Source organism: Streptomyces sp. SAS_272, assembly GCF_052543235.1.
The window spans coordinates 226,170-245,498 of record NZ_JBMNDR010000002.1; the positions used below are offsets into that span (position 1 = coordinate 226,170).

At 68.7% G+C, this 19,329-nt stretch carries 18 protein-coding genes and 1 tRNA gene; 7 read left to right on the plus strand and 12 right to left on the minus strand.

The annotated features are described in order from the left end of the window. The first annotated feature begins 7 nt into the window (after positions 1 to 7). Entirely contained in the window at positions 8 to 706 is a 699-nt protein-coding gene (locus tag ACN6LD_RS02610) for a hypothetical protein (protein ID WP_256904149.1), read from the plus strand. 93 nt (positions 707 to 799) lie between these two features. Here the strand turns inward: ACN6LD_RS02610 and ACN6LD_RS02615 are convergent, their stop codons facing one another. From ACN6LD_RS02615 to ACN6LD_RS02640, 6 genes are all read right to left on the minus strand, one after another. Then, a complete protein-coding gene (locus ACN6LD_RS02615; protein ID WP_256904148.1) occupies positions 800 to 1,018 on the minus strand; it encodes a hypothetical protein in 219 nt (72 codons plus the stop codon). Positions 1,019 to 1,343: 325 nt separating this feature from the next. Further along, positions 1,344 to 3,053: a relaxase/mobilization nuclease domain-containing protein gene (locus tag ACN6LD_RS02620; protein ID WP_256904147.1), complete on the minus strand. Its 1,710-nt coding sequence runs from the start codon at positions 3,051 to 3,053 to the stop codon at positions 1,344 to 1,346. Between the two features lies 1 nt (position 3,054). After that, on the minus strand, positions 3,055 to 3,693 hold the full coding sequence (locus ACN6LD_RS02625; protein ID WP_256904146.1) for a plasmid mobilization protein: 639 nt from the start codon (positions 3,691 to 3,693) through the stop codon (positions 3,055 to 3,057). 28 nt (positions 3,694 to 3,721) lie between these two features. Then, entirely contained in the window at positions 3,722 to 5,053 is a 1,332-nt protein-coding gene (locus ACN6LD_RS02630; protein WP_256904145.1) for a hypothetical protein, read from the minus strand. A gap of 88 nt (positions 5,054 to 5,141) precedes the next feature. After that, positions 5,142 to 5,840, minus strand: a complete 699-nt coding sequence (locus ACN6LD_RS02635) for an ATP-binding protein (RefSeq protein ID WP_256904189.1) — start codon at positions 5,838 to 5,840, stop codon at positions 5,142 to 5,144. After that, positions 5,837 to 6,757 carry a hypothetical protein gene (locus tag ACN6LD_RS02640; protein ID WP_256904144.1) on the minus strand — a complete coding sequence of 307 codons (921 nt, stop codon included), beginning with the start codon at positions 6,755 to 6,757 and terminating at the stop codon, positions 5,837 to 5,839. Before ACN6LD_RS02640 ends, ACN6LD_RS02635 begins: the two co-directional genes overlap by 4 nt. Before the next feature lie 484 nt (positions 6,758 to 7,241). Here ACN6LD_RS02640 and ACN6LD_RS02645 point away from each other — a divergent pair, with 484 nt between their 5' ends. The 4 genes from ACN6LD_RS02645 to ACN6LD_RS02660 all read left to right on the plus strand — a co-directional run bounded on the left by ACN6LD_RS02645 (position 7,242) and on the right by ACN6LD_RS02660 (position 10,533). Beyond that, positions 7,242 to 7,499: a helix-turn-helix domain-containing protein gene (locus tag ACN6LD_RS02645; RefSeq protein WP_256904143.1), complete on the plus strand. Its 258-nt coding sequence runs from the start codon at positions 7,242 to 7,244 to the stop codon at positions 7,497 to 7,499. 74 nt (positions 7,500 to 7,573) lie between these two features. Continuing rightward, positions 7,574 to 7,954, plus strand: a complete 381-nt coding sequence (locus ACN6LD_RS02650) for a helix-turn-helix domain-containing protein (RefSeq protein ID WP_256904188.1) — start codon at positions 7,574 to 7,576, stop codon at positions 7,952 to 7,954. Positions 7,955 to 8,002: 48 nt separating this feature from the next. Continuing rightward, complete coding sequence (locus ACN6LD_RS02655) at positions 8,003 to 9,538, plus strand: LacI family DNA-binding transcriptional regulator (protein ID WP_256904142.1); 1,536 nt, start codon at positions 8,003 to 8,005, stop codon at positions 9,536 to 9,538. Between the two features lie 152 nt (positions 9,539 to 9,690). Next, positions 9,691 to 10,533: a PE-PGRS family protein gene (locus ACN6LD_RS02660; protein ID WP_445042396.1), complete on the plus strand. Its 843-nt coding sequence runs from the start codon at positions 9,691 to 9,693 to the stop codon at positions 10,531 to 10,533. Here the strand turns inward: ACN6LD_RS02660 and ACN6LD_RS02665 are convergent. From ACN6LD_RS02665 to ACN6LD_RS02685, 5 genes are all read right to left on the minus strand, one after another. Beyond that, entirely contained in the window at positions 10,463 to 11,518 is a 1,056-nt protein-coding gene (locus ACN6LD_RS02665; protein ID WP_256904140.1) for a hypothetical protein, read from the minus strand. The genes ACN6LD_RS02660 and ACN6LD_RS02665 overlap by 71 nt on opposite strands. 673 nt (positions 11,519 to 12,191) lie before the next feature. Next, complete coding sequence (locus ACN6LD_RS02670) at positions 12,192 to 12,980, minus strand: DUF1883 domain-containing protein (protein WP_125514183.1); 789 nt, start codon at positions 12,978 to 12,980, stop codon at positions 12,192 to 12,194. 258 nt (positions 12,981 to 13,238) lie between these two features. Continuing rightward, positions 13,239 to 13,312, minus strand: a tRNA-Pro gene (locus tag ACN6LD_RS02675). A gap of 42 nt (positions 13,313 to 13,354) precedes the next feature. Further along, positions 13,355 to 14,140: a Pr6Pr family membrane protein gene (locus tag ACN6LD_RS02680; protein WP_445042397.1), complete on the minus strand. Its 786-nt coding sequence runs from the start codon at positions 14,138 to 14,140 to the stop codon at positions 13,355 to 13,357. An 87-nt stretch (positions 14,141 to 14,227) separates the two neighbouring features. Continuing rightward, positions 14,228 to 15,154, minus strand: coding sequence for a metallophosphoesterase (locus ACN6LD_RS02685; protein ID WP_319193775.1), 927 nt, complete (start codon positions 15,152 to 15,154; stop codon positions 14,228 to 14,230). 451 nt (positions 15,155 to 15,605) lie between these two features. On the opposite strand from ACN6LD_RS02685, the gene ACN6LD_RS02690 reads away from it, so the two are divergent. Next, positions 15,606 to 16,070: a GatB/YqeY domain-containing protein gene (locus ACN6LD_RS02690; protein WP_319193776.1), complete on the plus strand. Its 465-nt coding sequence runs from the start codon at positions 15,606 to 15,608 to the stop codon at positions 16,068 to 16,070. Between the two features lie 223 nt (positions 16,071 to 16,293). Here the strand turns inward: ACN6LD_RS02690 and ACN6LD_RS02695 are convergent, their stop codons facing one another. After that, entirely contained in the window at positions 16,294 to 18,576 is a 2,283-nt protein-coding gene (locus ACN6LD_RS02695) for a transglycosylase domain-containing protein (RefSeq protein WP_445042398.1), read from the minus strand. 407 nt (positions 18,577 to 18,983) lie between these two features. Between ACN6LD_RS02695 and ACN6LD_RS02700 the strand changes: the two genes are divergently transcribed. After that, the gene (locus tag ACN6LD_RS02700) at positions 18,984 to 19,322 is read left to right on the plus strand and encodes a WhiB family transcriptional regulator (protein ID WP_057577840.1); all 339 of its coding nucleotides are present in this window, start codon (positions 18,984 to 18,986) and stop codon (positions 19,320 to 19,322) included. Positions 19,323 to 19,329: the final 7 nt, after the last annotated feature.

The window sequence follows — 19,329 nt, forward strand, 5'->3', positions numbered from 1 at the left end:
GTTCCGCATGCGCCTTCACACCACGACCGTTCGCAGCCTGAGCGCCCTCGCCGTCCTGGCCCTGGCGGGCTGCACCACAGGCAGCATGCCCGCCCACGATCCGGCCTCCTCCGCCTCCGCGCCCACACAGCAGGAGGGCAAGCACTCCCCGGTGCCCGAGCTGTTGTCCTCGGCGGCGCTGAGCAAGCGCCTCTTGGATGAGAGCGATCTTGGCGAGGGTTACACCCGCAAGCCGCAGCAGCCCAGGCCGCAGGACGATGTCGTCGTTTCCGGTTGCCCGGTGCTGGAGAAGCTCGGCGGTGACGCGGCTGTCGGCGACAGCCTCGCCTTCCCCCGCAGGGCGAAGGCGTCCTTCACCTATACGGGCGGCAGTGACTCGGAGGTGGCTGAGGAGCTGTACAGCGATTCCGCCGCGAAGCTGTCCAGGGGCGTGAGCCGGATCTTCGACGCGATGATCTCCTGCCCCACGTACCAGGTCTTCGTGGGCAGCACCTCCGTCGACATGGGCACCGAGGAGGTAGCCGCGCCGCCTCTCGGCGACGAGCAGTGGAGCCAGCTGCTCACCTATTCCGTCGGCCGGCAGCGCAGCGTTGTCCAGCAGACGGCGATCCGCATCGCCAACGTGCTGGTGGTCGTTTCCGGCTCGCCGGGTGTTGTCGACGCGCACTTGGCGAAGGCCGTTGACAAAGTACAGCGCACACGGTGACTGCAGGGGACGCGAAGGGGGCCGGTGACCGGGATGGTTTCCCGGTCACCGGCCCCCTTCCTCATCTGGGGGTGCGGTCGGTGCCGTCGTCTGTCAGAAGGTGTACGGGGTGAACGGACGGACAGGTTCAGTCGCCGCGTTGACCAGCTGTTGGAGCTTCAGCCGCTCGTTCTCGTTCATGATGCCGATGGCGTTGCCGAAGGACTTCTCGTCGAGCTGGTCCAGGAAGGGGGCGAGGAAGCGGTCCAGTTCCTCGGGGGCTTCGAGCCAGGTCTGCAGGTACTGGTGGTACCGATCTACCTGCTTCTTCACCTCTTTGACCTCGTTGATGGTGGGTGCGAGAGCGGCGGCCTGTTCCGCCTTGGCGAAGGGGCCTTCATCGTGGTGGAACCACGTCTTGGTGCCGAAGTGGTGCTTGAAGTACGCGCCGGACAGCTGGGCGACGACGTGTCGGCGGGGTTCGATGAGGGGAATGCGGGTGCTCCTTGTTGAGGGGTGGGGCGGTCGGGCAAGACATAGGGTCCGGAGAATCCCCGGTTTCGATAACCGGGGATGTACAGCTACGACCCGTCGGCTTCGTACCGGTCCGTGGCTGCGCGTGGTGTCGTTCCTCGTGGCCCGCGCCAGGGGCTCCGGCTCAGCGGGACCGTCCGGCGCGGGATGTAGGCGGCGTGTACGCGCCCGGGAGCCCGGGATCGGTCTGCGGGGCGGTCTGAGCGGGAAGGCGGCGGGCCTGCGCGGTTCGTGCGCCGGGGCCGGGTGCATGCCGGTCGCCGAGGCGCTGGATGCGCCAGACGAGGACCTCGGATGCTGACTTCGCGTCGTCCAAGGGGCGGTGCTGGGCTGCCTGCTGGAGGACGGTGGCCGGGTTGTGGCCGACGGCTTCGGCGGCGGCGAGGGTGGCGGTGAGAGCGGGCCAGGCGTTTTCGGTGAGGATCTGTTCGGCCTGGCGGGGGAGGACCTCGTGCAGGGCGCGGACGTACCGGTTCACCGTGTTGTCGGAGGGATGGTGCCTGGCGAGTGCGGTGAGGCTTGCGGGGGCTATCTGGGCGTAGGCGGCTTGCAGGTGGTTGAGCGTCTGGCGGGCGGCGGCCACCTGGCGGTCGTGGTGGTGCAGTGCGCTGTGGCGCTGGACGGCGAGGACGACGAGGATGGCGGCGTCCAAGAGCATGGCCAGCCCGGTGTGGTCCGCGGGCTGGTAGCGCATGGCCTTGAGCGCGCCCCGTAGTGCGCGGGCGTGCTGGTGGTCGGCGCGGGCGCGGGTGTGGGCGGCGTGTTCGAAGGCGGCAGCCGCACGGTGGAGTTCGGCCTGGAGTCGGGCAGGGGCGTGGGCGGGTAGCGCGTACAGGACTTCACCGAAGACGGTGAGGTGGGCCTGGACGGCTCCGTCGTCGGCGTGGGCGAAGTGGTGGGGGATGCGTTCGGCGGCAGCGGTGGCCACGTGCCATGGGTTGGGGCGGTGCCGACGAGCTGATGAGGCTGCGGTGGGCTGTGTCTCGGTGGCGGCCAGGCGCTGTCGGATCTGGGGGAGGGACAGGTCGGTGGCGAGGCTGGAGCCGGAGTACCAGATGGGTGTGCTGTCGTCGGACAGGGCGACCTTGTAGCCGCCGAGGTCGCCGGAGGGCAGTGTGCGGGTCTCGACCTGAAGGTCGGCATCGGCGAGCAGGTTGAAGAACTCCTCCAGATCCTTCGCGTGGGACAGCGCGGTACGCACGATGTGCCGCAGCCGCTCACGCGCGGTCTTGTCGTGGCCCCGTCGCTTGGCCTTCTCCTCCTCGGCCCGGGTGGAGCGCTTCACCGCCGAGGTGCCGGCAGCAGCTTCGGGGCCACGTGCAACCCGGGTGAGACCGAAGTCTTCCTCGACGGCTGTGAGTTCGTTCATGGCGCGGCGGTAGTCGTTCCAGTTCCGCGGCGGGCGCAGATCACCGCGCACCTTGGTGGCGACGATGTGAATATGGTCCTCCGCGTGACGCACAGCAACCCAGCGGCAGCCGTCCGGATCGCCGTCGGGTGCGATGCCGGTCGCGTGCACCATGCGCCGGGCGATGGTGGCCCACTCGGCGTCGGTGAGGAAGCGGTCCTCGGCCGCGGCGCGGATCGAGCAGTGCCACACGTGCCCCTCCGGTGCCTTGTCGCCAGCTTGCTTGACCCGCAGGTCCAGGGCCTGAGTGAGCTGGCCGAGCCGTTGCTTGTGGCCAGGGCTGTCCCAGGGGCCGGGCTCGGGGATGAAGTCGTCCCAGGAGGCGACGATGTGCTGGTCGGTGTGTTCGTTGGCGCGGCCTTTGCCGAAGAGGTAGGCCAGCACGCCGTAGGTCTTGTTGCCCGGCTTGACGATGTTCGCGATCACCTCAGACCGCCCACTTCTGCTCGGCTGCCCGGAAGGCGGCGTCGTCGATCGCCCGGACTGCGTCGTGGGCTGTGGCGAGCAGGCGGTCCGCCCGGTGAAGGATCGCGGCGTCCACAGGGTGTGGATCGCCGTCCGCATTGAGACGGCGGGCGATCTGGTTGACGTTGTTACCGATGCGGGCGATGTGCGCCCTCATCGCAGCGAGCTCGTCGACCGCATCGTCGCAGACCGTGCGCTCGGCGGCGACGGTGATCTCACCGCAGACGCGGGCCATGGTGGCGTCGGCAATGTAGCGGGCCATGGTCACGTGAGCGGTCTTCGCCGACGACTGGATGTCGTGCTTCTCGTGCGGCGCGAAGCGCGCGGTGACGTGCTCGGAGCGCTGCGCATCGAGGTTCGCGCGGCGGTACGGCGCGCGCTGCGTGGCCCCAACGGAGGGATCGGGCGGCTGCTCGCCGGCGCCCACCAGCTCCTGCTCCGGCACGCCCTCGTGCCGGAGCTGCTCCTCCGCCACCCCCGGGGCGGAGGAGTCCGCAATGGACCGGCCTATGGACGGTCCATCGCCATTGCTTGCTGCGCTGCCGAGGTCGGTGATCATCTCCTCCTGGGAGGTGGGGAGTTCGTGGTGCGATTCGTGCATTGATTTTCCTTGGGCGTTGGGGGTGGTCTCAGTGCGGGTGGCCGACGGGCGCCGTGGGCAGCTCGGCCTTGATGATGCGGACCACCTCGCCGGCGGTGTCGCTGGCCACGCTGTAGCCGTCCTTGCGTACGGCCACCTCCAACAGGTCGCGGGAGAGACGTCCGTGCTCGCGGAAGAGGTCACGGGCGTATTCGTTGAGGAGCTCCCGTGTAGCGCGCGGTTTGGAGCTCGGGCGCTTCGACTCCGCCCGCGAGGCGGTGCGTGGGTCGTTGCCCGGCGTTTCCCCGCCCGGTTTTGGTTCCGGGCCGACGGTGGTGCGGGCGGGCTGTTGCGGGCGGTTTTCGGGCAGGGGGCGGGCTGTCCGGTCGGCGGCGTCATCGCCCGCGACCTTGTGGGGCTGGAGGCCCGAACTTTCTGCCCGCTCTCTTGCCGTAGCCCGCGGGCGGGCCGTCGCGGAGCCGCCCCTCGTGCGTGCGGCGGCGTCGGGCCAGCGCGCGGGCAATGACCTGGAGGCCAGAACATTGACCTGTTGGCGGGTGGCGAGCTTGCGCAGCAGCAGCTCGTCCTGGCGTTCGTCGCGGTCGACGTCAGCCTGCTCCAGGGCCTGGTGCAGGCGGCGGGTGAGGCGTCGGCCTCGCCACTTGGTGCGCTTGTCGGCTGTCATGGTCTCTGCCCGGAGGATCAGCGTGACGGCCCGGTCGAGGGCGCGGTCGCGGATGATCCGGGCGGCATCCGCGTCCCGGTCGGCAATCCCCAGACGAGCCAGCATCCGTTCGCGTGCCCGTCGGGTGAGGAGGGCGGCCAGGCTGCGGGAGTCGACGTGCGGGCTGCGGTGGCGCAGTTCGATGCCCATGGCCAGGTGCCAGAGCACTGCCGCCAGGACCGGGCCGACGAAGGCCCGCACAGTTCCGCCGACCAGGCCGGACTCGGCGTAGGCGGGCACGATCTGCACGCAGGTGATCACCCAGGTGAGGGTGCCGGGCACCCCGGGCGCCTGCTTGGAACCGTTGAGGTTCGCCCGCGCCATCAGCGCGGTGGCGAACAGCGCTAGTTCGGCGGCGGCGAACATCGCGGCGCGCTCGACGGCGCTGCCCATGTCGAGGTAGTCGGCGGCGAAGCGCCAGCTGGTGTCCGCGCTGTAGGCGGTGCAGCCGATCGCGGCGACGGCGGCGACCGGGATCGCGGCGGTGCTACGGCGCTGTCCAGCGCTCGGCTTCCGTCGGTACTTACACAGGGACCATGCGGCGGACAGTACGACGACGAGCAGAGCCGCGATGGCAGCAGGCGCAGGGAACCAGTGCGGCAAGGCGGGCATGCCGATGTCGTTGGCGCTGATGAGCGTGATGGGGCCAGGGGGCATGCAGAGGCTCTCCAAGGAACCCGGGCGCTCGAGGGCAGGCGGAAGCCCGGGCGGGTGAGGTGGTGGAACGGGAGGGGCCGCGGGCCGTTCAGATCCTGGGCGCGGTGCGGCGTCGGTCGGAGCCGGTGAGGATGACCCGCTCGGTCATCTCGGCGAGGCGGGAGGCGACGCGGTCGCCGAGCGCGGTGCGGAGCTCGGCGGTGGGGAGGTTGGTGGTGATGAGGGTGGGGAGCATGTGCTCGTACCGGTGGTTGATGAGCCGATAGGTGAGCTCCTCGGTCCATTCGCTGGTCTTGGCTGCGCCGAGGTCATCCAGGAGCAGCAGGGGGCAGCGGGCCAGTGTCTGCAGTTCCCGTTCGCCGTCGTGGCCGGCGCGGGGGCGGAGCCGCGCGTGGAGGTCGGCGGAGGTGGTGGCCTCCCAGCGCAGGCGGACGCCTCGGGTGAGGAGGGCCCGGACGGCGCCGTACGCCTGGTGGGTTTTGCCGGTGCCGGTGGGGCCGGCAATCAGCAGCGACGGGCCCTCGGCGATACCGGGTCCGGTCGGGCCGGGGCGTCCGGCGCGGGCGATCTGGTCGGCCCAGGAGGTGATCTGGGGATGGTCGGCCAGGGCGCGGCGGTAGCGGGCGGGGATGCGGGCGTCGGCGAGTTCCAGGGCGGTGACGGTCTGGGGCGCCGGTTCTTGGGCGGCAGCCGTGGTGGGGTCGATGCCGCGGTTGGCGAGGATCGTGTTGAGCCGGTCGGTGATCGCGCCGACGGGCTGGGGTGCGCGGGTGAGGGTGGCGGTCAGAGCTCATCTCCGTAGGCGGCGACGACGTCGGTGGGGTTCGTCCACGCCCGGTGGGCGGCGGGTGTGGTGGAGGATGCGGCGTTCATGACCTCGTGGACGAGGCTGGGCAGGACGCCAGGGGACAGGCCCTTGACCCGGTGGCGTTCGAGGGCGGCCCGGAGGTGTGCGGGGGCGATGCCCTCGTCGAGCAGCTTGCGCACCTGTTTGCCGAGATGGTTCAGGAAGGCATCTGGCGGGCGGTGGTTGCACGCGGCGATGTACTCGCCGAGGAGCTGCTTGGCCGAGACGGTGTCGGGCGTGTGGGCGCTTGCGCCCCCCGAAGGGATATCTCCTAGATCCACGGTCCTAGGTCCTAGATCCGGACCGTGAGACGTCACTGCTGCCTCACCGAGCGCTCCCTGATCCCTCGCGGAGGACTCCGTGAAGCCCTCTTGATCTGAGACTTCGCTCTCAAGCCCCGGATTCAGCGTGGACTCACGGACCTCGCCGGAGCCCTCAGTGAGGACTGCGTGAGGCGGTAGCGAGTACTCCGTGACACCGGCGCCCACGGCAGGAGCCGACGCGACCGAAGCGTCGTGAACCGGGCAGCTCGGGAGGCGGCTCTTGCTCGCCCGGTTGATCTTCTGATGCTGGTGCCAGGTCACGACGTGCAGGTACCGCTTGTGATCCGGCCCCTTGTAGCGGCAGATCAGTCCCGCGTCGGCGAGCTGGGCGAGGTCCGTCTCGACATCGGACGGGGTGTGCTCCGGGCGCAGCACCCACAACTGCCCGGCGATGATCGCGGCGTGGTCGCGGTGGCGGCCCTGGTCGTCGGCCTGGGTGAGCAGGCCGAGGAAGGTGCGCTCGGCGGTCAGGGAGACGACGGCCAGGGACTCGGAGACGAAGGCTTCGGGCTTGATGGTGCGGATTCGTGCCAAGTGCGGGGCGGTCCTCACTCGGTGGCCTGTGCGCGGGCATCACGGCTCACCGTCGGTCGGGGCGGGATTCGAGGGGGTGTTGGCGCGGACGCGCGCCGGGAAGCGATTGCGTTTCCGGGGGTGTCGTCAACATAGCCACACCCCAGTCGCGCAAGTCCAGCCCTATCCGGCGCCATCTCTCACGGCAGAAAGGCCGCGAGAAATGGGGCTCGGTGGCGGGCGGGAGGAAAACCGTAAGGCACGATCCGCTGTTGACCAAATAGTTGCCCGGACCGCAGAGCCAGAAGGATTACATCGGCAAGCCGTTGACGGGCCGCCGACGGGGAAGCTACAACACAACACCGCACTTCAGAGCCGTGATCGTCGTCCTGGTCTGTGCCCATTCCCGACTCCCTGGAACCGCATCTCGGCGAACGACGCGAGCGCAACATAGACCACGATCGCCGGTTACCCAAACCGGCGAATGCACCTTTCAATTGGAGCCATGCCCCCACGCCCACTGGAAGTCGGACCCGCAGGAATGCAGGCGGCCCGCACCATCGAAATACTCCGAACCGAACGCGGCCTGTCGCAACGCCAGTTGGCCGACCGCGTGACCGCTTTCGGCCGTCCGATGTCCAACACCATGCTGTCCCGCATCGAACGCGCCCAACGACGATGCGATGCCGACGACCTCGTCGCGATCGCCGACGCCCTCCTGGTCTCGCCTCTCGTGCTGCTGCAGGGGCCGACCGCCACGTGACGAGGACCGTTCAGCACCGCTGACCGAGCACGCCCCCACCCAGTAAGGACCCGCCCTTCTTGCACCACTCCGACATACCCCCTGCCCTCGTACGACGCCTTCCCGGCACCGAGGGCGGAGCCCCCTTGCCTCGTCTCTACCGCCCCGAAGAAATCGCCGAAGCCCTCGGCTGCTCCGCCTGGTGGGTCAAGGACCGGGCCCGACGCGGACTCATCCCGCACACCCGCGTCGGCCGCGCCTACCGCTTCACCGCCGCGCACCTCGCCGAGATCGTCCGCCTCCACGAAGAGCGCCCGAAGCGATCCGTCAGCAGCGCGCCGGCGAGTCGGGCAGCGACAAGCCCTCCCTCGGCACGAACTCGTGCCGCCCGGCCGCCTGAGCCGACTACGGCCCCGACGCCAGGGCGTCTGCGGGCTCGACCGCCGCGCCGCACCCAGTACGAGACCGTCGCGTAGCGCGCCCGTACCCAGTCACAAGCCGAGAACAGGGGAGGAAGACGGAAGTTGGGTTTCGCGGAGAAGCGCGGAAACTACTGGCGCGGCCGGTACAAGACCGCGCCCGGCAAGCATCTCACGGTGGTCGACGACAACGGCAAAGCGATCCGGTTCGCCACCAAGGGCGAGGCCCAGCGCGCCGCGAGCGAGGCCGAGAACAAGTATCGGCGCGGCGACTGGCGCGACCCGGCACTCGGCCAGGAGACCTTCGGCGAGTACGCCAACCGCTGGTACGAGGCCCAGGACCTGGCCGCCTCGACTATGCAGAACTACAAGCGCCACATCGAGGAGCACCTCCTCCCCGACTTCGAGGACAAGGCGCTCGTCGGCATCCTGCGCACGGACGTCGACCTGTGGGAGAAGAAGGAGAAGGCCGCTTACGCGGCCTCCAGCGTCAAGACCTGGCGCTCGACGCTCCACCTGATCTTCGAGGACGCGATCGACGAGAGCCTGATCACCTCGAACCCGGCCGCCAGACGGCGCGGACGCGGCAAGCGCGCCGGACGCTCCCGCGACCGCGGCCCGGAGAAGGTCGTCACCGACCCCCTTGGCACCCTGCTGACCGCGGAGCGAGCCGCCCTGCTCTCCGGCCGCGACGACGAGTTCGTCGCCGTCGTCCTCAAGGGCTACACCGGCATGCGCTGGGGCGAAATCGTCGGCCTGGAGACGGAGTTTGCCCGCTCCGGGGCCGTCCGCGTCGAATGGCAGCTGTACGAACTCGACACCGGCGAGCTGGTTCGCTGCCCACCCAAGGACGACAGCTACCGCACCATCGACGTGATGGACTGGCTGTCGGCCCTGGTCGCCAACCACGTCGCCCGCACGAAGCCGAAACCCTGCTCGTGCCACGGCAAGACCTACGTCTTCCGGGGCCAGGGCACGGCCCGCACCGGCGGCCACCACGGCGCAAAGCTCGTCGACGTCGCACGCCGAGCCGAAGTCTCCACCGGCACGGTGTCCAACGTCCTCAACCACCCCGACCGCGTCACCGAAGCCAAGCGGGTCAGGGTGGAACAGGCCATCGCAGACCTGGGATTCGTGCGCGGCGGCGCGGTACCGCAGCACGCAGCCCACTGGCGCCGAAACGGCTTTGCCACCTGGCTGTTCACCCCGGCGGTCTCCGGCTGGTACCCAAAGAAGGCGCCGCAGGAAGCCCGCCCCGTGCCTCTCCTCGGCGAACCGTGGCCCGGCGTCCCAGCCCGAGGGCGTGGCGCCAGCGACCGTGCCGACGCCTGCTGGCTCCCGATCGCCAAGGGCCTCACACCCCACGGCCTCCGCCACACCCACCGGACCGTGATGGAGGTCCTCGGCACCGAGAAGGTCCTCATGGACGACCGCATGGGCCACATCGACGGCTCGGTCTCCGCGCGCTACGCCCACGTCACACCCGGAATGCGAAAACGCCTCATGCTTGGACTGACCGAGCAGTGGGAGGCGGCACTCGACACCCGCCTGGCGATGAGCCCCACGTCACCCGTGCGCGTACTCGATGATCTCCTACGTGCGCGCAGGGAATCACGTAAGCCTGCGGAGTCCCAGTGGTGACTGCTGCTGCACCTCTGGTGGTCACCACCAGAGGCACAGCCGTCTCCGGCGACACCCTGCGGGGGCAGCGTCAACCTCGTGGAGGTCATCTCGCTCCGGAGGTTATGGCAAACGCCCGGTGAGAGGGCCAAGGGACCTGGCTCAATAGACACATGGAGATTGGCGAGCACTGGGCGTACCGCGCGAGGCCGAAGGACCTGGGTAGCGAGGTCCGCCACGTCGAGGTCGTACGCGTGGGCAGCTCCGGCAGGTCTGGCTGGATCCACGTGCGGTTTCTCGAAGGCGATGCCGCTGGCCTGCAGGAGTGGGTCAGTTCCGGCTCTCTCGTAGCGCCGTGGGCGGATGTTGATACGTTCCGCGCGGATGACGCGGCGGAGCTGGCGCTGGCGGAGTCCTCTCGCCACGTCCGGGGCAGCACGGAATTCGAGGCCGCCCGCATGATCCTCGGCTTCGTCCGTCCGAAGAACAGGCTCCGCCTGCGCCGAACAGTGGCCGACGCCGGGGTCCTGGAGCTGAGCCGCCTCGACGAGACGGCACCGCTCATCGGCATCGACGCAGCTGAACTCCGCGGTGACGCCATGGTGTACGAGAACCGCCACGGCATGTGTCTGGCTGGGTGGCCGGTCACCGAGCGCGTCGCCCGCCAGGTGGCCGGCCGTCTCGCCGACGAGATCCTTCCGGAGGCGGACCGCAAGCAGCAGGGCATCGAGCAGGAGCGTGTCCAGTCCTCCTGGTACTCCTACAGCCGGCGGGACGACCGGAAGCTGGACGCGGAGGCAGCTGTCCTGCGAACCGTCCGGGCCTGGTGTGGCGAAGACAAAGCCGACCGCTACGACGAGTTGGTCGCCCTGCGCGCCGAGGTCATCCGGCTCGGAGAACTCGTCGACAAGGCGGTCAAGGCCCTACGCGACCGAGGTCATGGCGTCATCGCCTCCACCATTGAGCGCGACCTTGGTGTCCATATCGCCACCCTTGATCCTGATGTGCGTCGATGACGCCGCGCCACGGGTCTGGCTCCGGCTTGGGAGGCGTTGGCTGAGCCGGAGGCTCCTTCTCCGGCCGGTCCGGCCGCCAGCCGTCGAGGAACGGTCGCAGCTGCTTCTTCGTCGGCTCCACGTTGAAGTCACGGGCGGCCAGACCCCTGCCATTCGTCGTGGGGTCGAGCTGATCAGCCTCTGTGTTCCCCCAAGCCGACCACTCGCGCAGCCTCTCAACTTCGAGGGCGTCCTCCGATGCGGCGGCGACGTCATCCAGCGCAGCACAGAAGGCCCGGATCTCACCGGCGGCCCGCCACTGCTCCAGGGCCGTGCCGAAGTGCTCGGCCCGTACCGCGTGAACCGCCTTGACCGAGGCCGCACTTACCGCGGCCTCCCACTCCCGCCGCTCGCGTTCCTCCCGCTCCGCTGCAAGTCGTCGGCGCTCGGCCTCCTGGTGCTCCCGTTCCTCTCGCAGACGTCGTTGCTCGGCCTCTCGTTCCAGCCGGGCCCGCTCCTGCTCCTCCGCGCGTGCTTTCAACGCCCGGAAGATTGAGGCGATCTGCTCCTCCAACGGCTTCTTGGCCGTGTCGGCCCATTCCTTCTTCCAGCCGTAGTTGTAGCTGTAACCCGAGTTCTCGCTGACCAGCAGCTCCAGTTCGCCGGACGGCTCGAACTTGTGGGCCGGCGTGACCCGCTGCCAGTCGTACGTGCGACGACCTGGTTGCTTGGGGACGTAGCGGACCTGCTTCTGCCGCTCACGGAAGCCGACCTCGTACGTCCTGCCGTGGACAGTGAGCAGCGGCCTCGGCTGCCTGCGCTTCTTGGACACCGCGATCTCGCCGTACCGCGCGAGGGCCTGTTCGGCGAGCAGCCGGAGCAGCGCGAGCACCCTCGGTAGGACCTCGTCGGAGATCTCGAAGGCGCTGTGGTCCTTGGTGACCGCGGCGAGCACGTCCTCGACATCGGTGATCACTCGGCTTCGCGCCAGTCGGATTCGTTCCACTCGGTGTCGTCCTCGCCAGACACCCTCAGCAGACCGAGGAAGAAGTCCCCCTTCGCCCGCCCGCTGTACTTCAGGTGGTACCCATCCGGAGCGCACTGCCGGGCTGCGTCGAACGCCCTGCGATACCGAGCCCGTTCCTCCGCGCTGGGGTCAGGGATCCGAAGAAATCGTCCGGCCTCCTGCACCTGCGCGATGAGCGCCGGCCCGACAGTTGCTGGCGACGGGCGCGGAGGTTTCACAGCCCGTTTCGGGGCGGGCTTTGTCTCGGTCGGAGGATCGGCATCCTGCGACGGACCAGCGGCAACGGGCGCCCCGCCTTCAGACGCCGCCGCGCGAGGCTTGCGTGGAGCCAACTCCGGACGGTCGGGATGATGCCCGTGCTCCAGGTAGAAGCGTCCCACGTCAGTGATCTCCGCCTGCCACCTCCCCTTCTTCCTGGGCATGGTCACCAAGCCCCGGTCCCTGAGCGCGCGAGCCGTGACGGCGAGCTCGGGGCTGTTGGACGTGACGGGGTCGGCTCCGCCCCCGATGCGGGTGAGGAGTGCGAGCTGCCGGTCATTTAACGGAGACCAAGGGTGCATGGCGATCGTCGTACCGTCTGTGGTCTCTCCAGCACAAGCCCACGACTCGCTGGAACCGGTGCACACCGAAGCGGCGTGCTGGTGCTCTGGAGCTAAGCGGCGCTTTCCTCCTGAACCACGTCAGCGATCTGCTGCGCGATCTCCTCGATGGAGTAGTCGCTGGTGCTCATCGCCACTTTGTCTGCGAGGGAGGGGCTGTAGCGCCGGACGTCTTCTGCACTCAGGTTGTGCCAGATTGGCAGGAGTGATTGCTCCCCGGCCACATTACGGGTGACGAGTCCGTCGAGTTCGTGGTTGGTCCAACCCTTGGCGAAGAAGGGGGCCGAGAGCACTACGATGCCGAAGCGGCTCGCCCTGATCCCTTCATCGATCTTGCGGCGGAGGCTGTGGCCGATCCGCATCTGGGCTTCGTCGAGCCAGACAGTCACACCCAGCTTGGTAAGCGCGTCTCGAAGGGGGCGGGCAACAGCTCCTTTGTCCTCGGACGCGTGGGAGATGAAGACGTCCCAGGTCTGGCCACCAAGTATGTCGCCAGTAGGCTCCTCCGGTTCATGGACCGCGACGGAGCGGGCCGGACTGCCCTGTGGGTCGCGGGCCGGGGGCAGGAAGCCTCGCGGAGGTGGCTGGACTTGGACAGACGCAGAGATGCGACCGGAATAGCCGCCAAGGTCGATGGCCACGACCCACTGTCCGTTACTGGGGATGGTGATCTGGTGAGGCGAGCGAGTGACGCGACCGCCCAGGTACCGGTATCTCTTCCCCGACTTGTATTTGCTGTACTCGCTGCGCGTCATCACCTGGACGTTGGCTTGGTTGCGCAGGGTGACGATGACCGTGGAACCTCTCTTGAGGTTGCCGAGGTCTTTGTAGAAGTAGTCCACGGGTGCTCCTGGAGATGTGCGACCGAGCACGTCTCAGAGTAAGGACTGCCACTGACAATCGGAGGCGACGATGTCTGAAGCGGGGTGGAAGCCCACGTCGGCTGGACGCTCGTCTCTCCCCTGACGTTAGGACTCGGGGAGCCGTCCGGGAGCCGCTCACTGAGGTCGGCTCCCAAATGGCTCCCAAACTGGGCCCACAAAGCAAATCAGGCCCGGTTCTGATCTCTCAGAACCGGGCCTGACCTGGTGTTTCAGCTGTCGGGGTGGCGGGATTTGAACCCACGACCTCTTCGTCCCGAACGAAGCGCGCTGCCAAGCTGCGCTACACCCCGATGTCGCTGCTTGTCCTGCTTGTCGCGGCGACGTCGTTTACTTTAGCCCACCGGTGGCCGGAGACGAAATCCGGTTTTGGCGCGGTGGCTGATGGGGTTCGGGCGGGCGTGGTCGAGGGCCACGAGGAGGACCGCGAGGGCGTAGAAGGAGAGGCCGAGGAGCAGAGCGTTGGCCAGCGCGTGCTTGTAGCCGTGGGCCTCGGCGTCGAGGAAGGGGTAGAGATAGCGGCCCGGGGTGCCGGGCGCGATCAGCTGGGCGCGGGCCAGGCAGAAGGCCAGGTAGAGCGTGGGGTACAGCATCCATGTCGCGGCCCGGCGCAGGCGCAGTCGGCCCGGGGCGGTCAGCAGGAGCCAGTCGAGGACGGCGGCCACCGGCGTCACGGTGTGCAGGAGGTGGACGGCGACCAGGTGCCAGCCCGTGGGGGCGGCCGTCATGCCGGTCAGCGGGAACGGGGCGGCCGTGTCTGCCAGGAGCAGGTGGTAGACGAGGCCGGTGATCATGGCGTATAGGAGGGCCGCGCCTGTCAGGGCGGCGGGGAGGGGGCGGCGGGCCGTCCATGCCCGGCGGGCGGACAGCAGCGTGACCAGGGCCAACAGGATGTTGCTCTGGATCGCGAAGTGGCTCAGCACCCGCAGCGGGCTGCTCAGCAGGAACGCGAGGGTCACGCCCGCCGCCGCCGTGCCGGCCAGGAGCAGGCGGAGCACGGCGGCCAGCGGGCGGCGGACGGGGGTCACCACCGCCGAGGCTGGGACGGAGGAGAGCAGGAGCGCGTGGGTCCGCGGAATCGCGGGCAGATCCGGGAGGTCCCTGGGTATCGGCGCGGTCATGCCCTCACGCTAGGCAGGGGTGACATATGGGGCGATACGGGTGGGCCGTTCGGGGGACGCCTCGGTCTCCGGGAGGGGAGGTTCTGGCTACTCCCGTTCCACCAACGTCAGCAGCGTCACCTCGGGCGGGCAGGCGAAGCGGACGGGGGTGTAGCGGCTCGCGCCGCAGCCCGCCGAGACGTGGAGGTAGGAGGTGCGGCCCTCCGCCGTGTGCGTCGACAGACCCTTCACTCGGTCCGTGTCGAGGTCGCAGTTGGTGACCAGGGCGCCGTAGAAGGGGATGCAGATCTGACCGCCGTGGGTGTGGCCGGCCAGGATGAGGGGATAGCCGTCCGCCGCGAAGGGGTCCAGGACCCGCAGATACGGCGCGTGCACCACGCCCATCGAGAAGTCGGACGACTCCGACGGACCGCCGGCCACCCGCGCGTAACGGTCGCGCTTGATGTGCGGGTCGTCCAGTCCCGTCAGCTCGATCGAGGCGCCCTCGACCTTCAGCACGCCGCGGGTGTTCGTCAGGTTGAGCCAGCCTGCGGCGTCGAAGCCGTCGCGCAGGTCCTCCCACGGGTTGTGGACGACGTCCACCGCGGGCGGGTTGCCGTTCAGGCCGTGTCGGCCCTGGGCCTTCTCCAACAGGTAACGGGCGGGGTTGCGCAGCTTCGGGCCGTAGTAGTCGTTCGAGCCGAAGACGTACGCCCCCGGGAACTCCATCAGGGGCCCCAGCGCGTCCAGCGTCTCCGGGACGCCGTCCGGGTCGGACAGGTTGTCGCCCGTGTTGATCACGAAGTCGGGGCGCAGTCCGGCCAGCGAGCGCAGCCAGCGCTGCTTCTTGCGCTGGCCGCCGACCATGTGGATGTCGGAGACCTGCAACACGCGCAAGGGGCGCATTCCGGCGGGGAGGACGGGGACGGTGACTCGTCGGAGGCGGAAGGAGCGGGGCTCGAAACCCGCCGCGTACACCAGACCGGCGGCGCCGACCGCCGCAATGGACAGAGGTACTCCGTATCGCGCGCGCATACGTCCATCGTCTCAGACCACGCCGCCGCTTCCGTCCGTCCGTCCCTCCTCCGCCCGTCCGCCGTCCGTCCCTCCGTCCGTCCCTCCGCCCGTCCGTCCTCCGTCCGTCCGTCCCTCCCTCTCTCCCTCCGTCCGCCCGTCCGTGTGCTTGTCCGTCCGCCGGGCGTGGGTGACGGTCCGCTGCCCGTCCCGTCCCGCCCCGCCCCGCGCTGTCGTTGCCCGCACCGTCCTCTGCGGCACGGGCCCTGACCGGGCTGCCGTACCCACTGCATGCACTGCAGTGCACTGCACTCCACCGCAGCGCACTGCACGGCGCCGCCTTGCCGGTCCCTCAAGGGGGGCGGGTGCGTTCGCCCTTGAGGGCTGCGGGGCGCCTCTGTCCGGTGCCCTTCCCGCAGCGACCGGTAAATGACCGGGCGTCGGGCCGTCCACACCTGCGACAATCAGACCCATGACCACGCTCAAGTCGAAGCTGCAGGAAGACCTCAACGCCGCAATCAAGGAGCGCGACGAGCTCCGCTCCTCGACGCTCCGGCTGACGCTCACCGCGATCACCAAGGAGGAGGTCGCCGGCAAGGAGAAGCGCGAGCTCTCCGACGACGAGATCCTCAAAGTGATCGCCAAGGAGGCGAAGAAGCGCCGGGAGGCGGCCGACGCCTTCGCGCAGGGCGGTCGCCCCGAGAGCGCCGAGCGCGAGACGGCGGAGGGCGAGCTGCTCGCCGGCTACTTGCCCAAGCAGCTCAGCGACGACGAGCTGAACGACATCGTCGGGCAGGCCGTCGAGGAGGCGAAGGCGGCCGGTGCCGAGGGGCCGCGGGCCATGGGCGCCGTGATGAAGATCGTGAACCCGAAGGTGGCCGGTCTGGCCGAGGGCGGCCGCGTCGCCGCCGTCGTCAAGAGGCTTCTCGCGGGCTGACCCGACGGACGGGTCTGACCCTGCAGGCGCGCTGAAACAGAACGGTCCCCTGACTCTCCTCGCGGGAGTCAGGGGACCGTTTCACGTCTCCGGCTCAGCCGACTCGGCCGGCTCCACTGGACCGTCCGGCTCCACTGGACCGTCCGGCTCCACTGGACCGTCCGGCTGCGCTGGACCGTCCGGATCGGCTCGTCCCGGCCGGCTCAGTGGCCGGCCGCCGGTGTCAGCCGCGTCCGCCGCTGTTGTCGTTGCCGTTGCTCTGGCCCTGGAAGAAGCCGCCGTTGTTTCCCCGGTTCGCGTTGCCGCCGTTGGTGTTCCCACCGTTGGTGAGCAGACCGGTGAGGAAACCGCCGTCATCCCCGTTGTCGTCGTCGTTGTCGCCGTTTCCGTTTCCGTTGTCGTTCTTGTCGCCGCGGTCCTTTTTCGGGGGCTGCGGGATGAAGACCTTGTTGAACGGCGTGGGTTCCTTGCCCTCGAGTGCGCCGGTCATGGCGTCGCGCCAGATCGGGCCGGGGGTGTCGCCACCGTAGACCTCAGGGTGGTAGCGGCCGCCGATCCAGATGTTGGTCATCTCGACCTTCTGGGTGGCGCTGCCGACCCAGACGGCGCCCGACAGGTTCGGGGTGTAGCCGACGAACCAGGCGTTCTTGCGGGCGTCCGTCGTACCCGTCTTACCGGCGTTGTCGCGACCGGACAGGCCGGCCTGCTTGCCCGTGCCGGAGTCGACCACGCCGCTGAGCAGGGTGTTGATGGTGTCCGCGGTCTTCTCGCTCATCGCGCGCGAGCAGGTCGACTTCGGGACTTCCAGCGACTTCTTCGTGCCGCCCACGGTCTGGGTGATCGACTCGATGGCGATCGGGGTGCAGTACATGCCGCGGCTGGCGAAGGCGGCGTAGGCGCTCGCCATCGTCAGGGGTGACAGGCCGGTGGAGCCGAGGGTCATCGAGGAGGGCACCTCGGGGACCTTGGTGCCGTTGCCCTGGATGACGCCCAGCTTGTCGGTCATCTTCACCACGGGGCACATGCCGATGTCGGCGAGCATCTGCACGAAGTAGGTGTTGACCGACAGCTCCATGGCCTTCTGCAGCTGGTACGGCCCCTTCTCGGACGCGCTCTCGTTCTCCAGGGTGTACTTGGGCCTGCCGTCGTTCGTCCACGGCTTGCTGCTGCACGTCTGGACCGTGTCCGGGTACGCCATCTGGTACGGCGCCGAGTACGACTGATTCGGCGGGCGCCCCTCCTCCAGCGCGGCCGCGGCCACGAAGGGCTTGAAGGTCGAGCCCGTCGGGAAGCCGAAGTTCGAGCCGCCCATGGAGGCGTTGACCGAGTAGTTGTACTCGGTCTCGTTCTTGCCGTAGCCGTACGGCTTCGACTGGCCCATGCCGAGGATCTTGCCGGTGCCGGGCTCGACGAGGGTCGCGGCCCCGGCGACCTTGTCCGACTTGTAGACATGGTCCTTGAGCGAGCTCTGGACGGACTTCTGGGCCTGCGGCGACAGCGTCGTCCGGATCGTCAGACCACCCTGGTTCCAGACCTTCGCCCGCTCCTCCTTGGTCTTGCCGAAGACCGGGTCACGGAGGAAGACGCGTTCCACGTACTTGCAGAAGAAGCTGGCGCCCTGGACGGCGGTGATGCAGCCGTTCTTCGGCTTCTTGACCTTCAGACCCAGCGGGGCTTTCTGCGCGGTGGCCGCCTCGGCCTCGGAGATGTCGCCGACCTCGGCCATGCGCTTCAGCACGGTGTTACGGCGCTTGGTGGCCTCGGCCTCGTCGTTGACGGGGTCGTAGCGGCTCGGCGACTGGACGATGCCGGCCAGCAGCGCGGCCTGGGGGAGCGTGAGGCTCTTGGCGTGTGTGGAGAAGTAGCGCTGGGAGGCGGCTTCGACGCCGTAGGCCTGCTCACCGAAGAACGTGATGTTCAGGTAGTTCTCGAGGATCTTCTTCTTGCTGAGCTCTTCCTCGAGCTGGATCGCGTACTTCAGCTCCTTGATCTTGCGCCCGATGGTCTGCTGCGTGGCCTGCGCGACCTTCGTCGGGTCGTCGCCCGCCTCCTCGACGGCGACGTTCTTCACGAGCTGCTGCGTGAGCGTGGAGGCGCCCTGGGACACCCCGCTGTTCTGCACGTTCTTGTTGAGCGCGCGCAGGACGCCCTTGAGGTCCACCGCGCCGTGCTCGTAGAAGCGCGAGTCCTCGATCGCGACGATCGCCTTCTGCATGTAGGGCGAGACGTTCTTCAGGTCGACCACCGTGCGGTCACGTGAGTAGACGGTGGCGATCTGGCCGCCCTCGGAGTCGAGGATCGTGGTGCGCTGGCTCAGCGGCGGTGTCTTGAGATTGGCCGGGAGTTCGTCGAACGACTCCACCGATCCCTTGGCCGCCAGGCCCAGCGCGCCGAAGGCGGGCAGGGCGATCCCTGCCAGCACGGCTCCCGCGAGCACACTGACACCGAGGAACTTGGCGGCCTGCTGCGTTGGCGACAGACCACCGCCCGAGCGCTTCTTTGGCATGAGGGCAGCCTACGTTCTCATTCGCCGGACACGCGTCAATGCCTTGGCCTAAGCTGCTCGCAACTGTCACAGCAGCAGGGCTACGTATCAATACGTCCGGCGACCCCGAATCGTTCCGGAGGTTCCCCGACTTTTTTGGTGGGGGTGTGCCCGAATCCGCCTTGTGTGTCACCCGGCGTCCGTTGTGACTCAACTGAACTGTCCCGTTCGTCGGGAAAGTCACACATGTCGCAGCCTCACTCCCCCGGGTGATCTGCCGCTTACGCATAGTCCGTTCGGGCCATTCAAGATTGGGCCCGAAGGGGGTGTTGCGCTGTGCCCGCCTTCCGTAACGTCCTCAACTGGCGGCGGTGAATATGCCGCTGCCGCCGTGGGGGAGCCTCGATTCGGGAGAGGACGGCGCCGGTATGGGCTGGGTAACCGACTGGAGTGCGCAGGCCGCCTGCCGCACTACCGATCCGGATGAACTGTTTGTTCAGGGAGCAGCGCAGAACAGGGCCAAGGCGGTGTGCACCGGATGTCCGGTACGCACCGAATGCCTGGCTGACGCGCTCGACAACCGCGTCGAGTTCGGCGTGTGGGGAGGCATGACGGAGCGCGAGCGCCGGGCACTGCTGCGCAGGCGGCCGACGGTGACCTCCTGGCGCCGGCTCCTGGAGACGGCGCGCTCGGAGTACGAGCGTGGGGCAGGCATCCTGCCGCTCGACGACGACCAGATGTACGAGACCTTCGCGGCGGTGGGCTGAGGGGAAC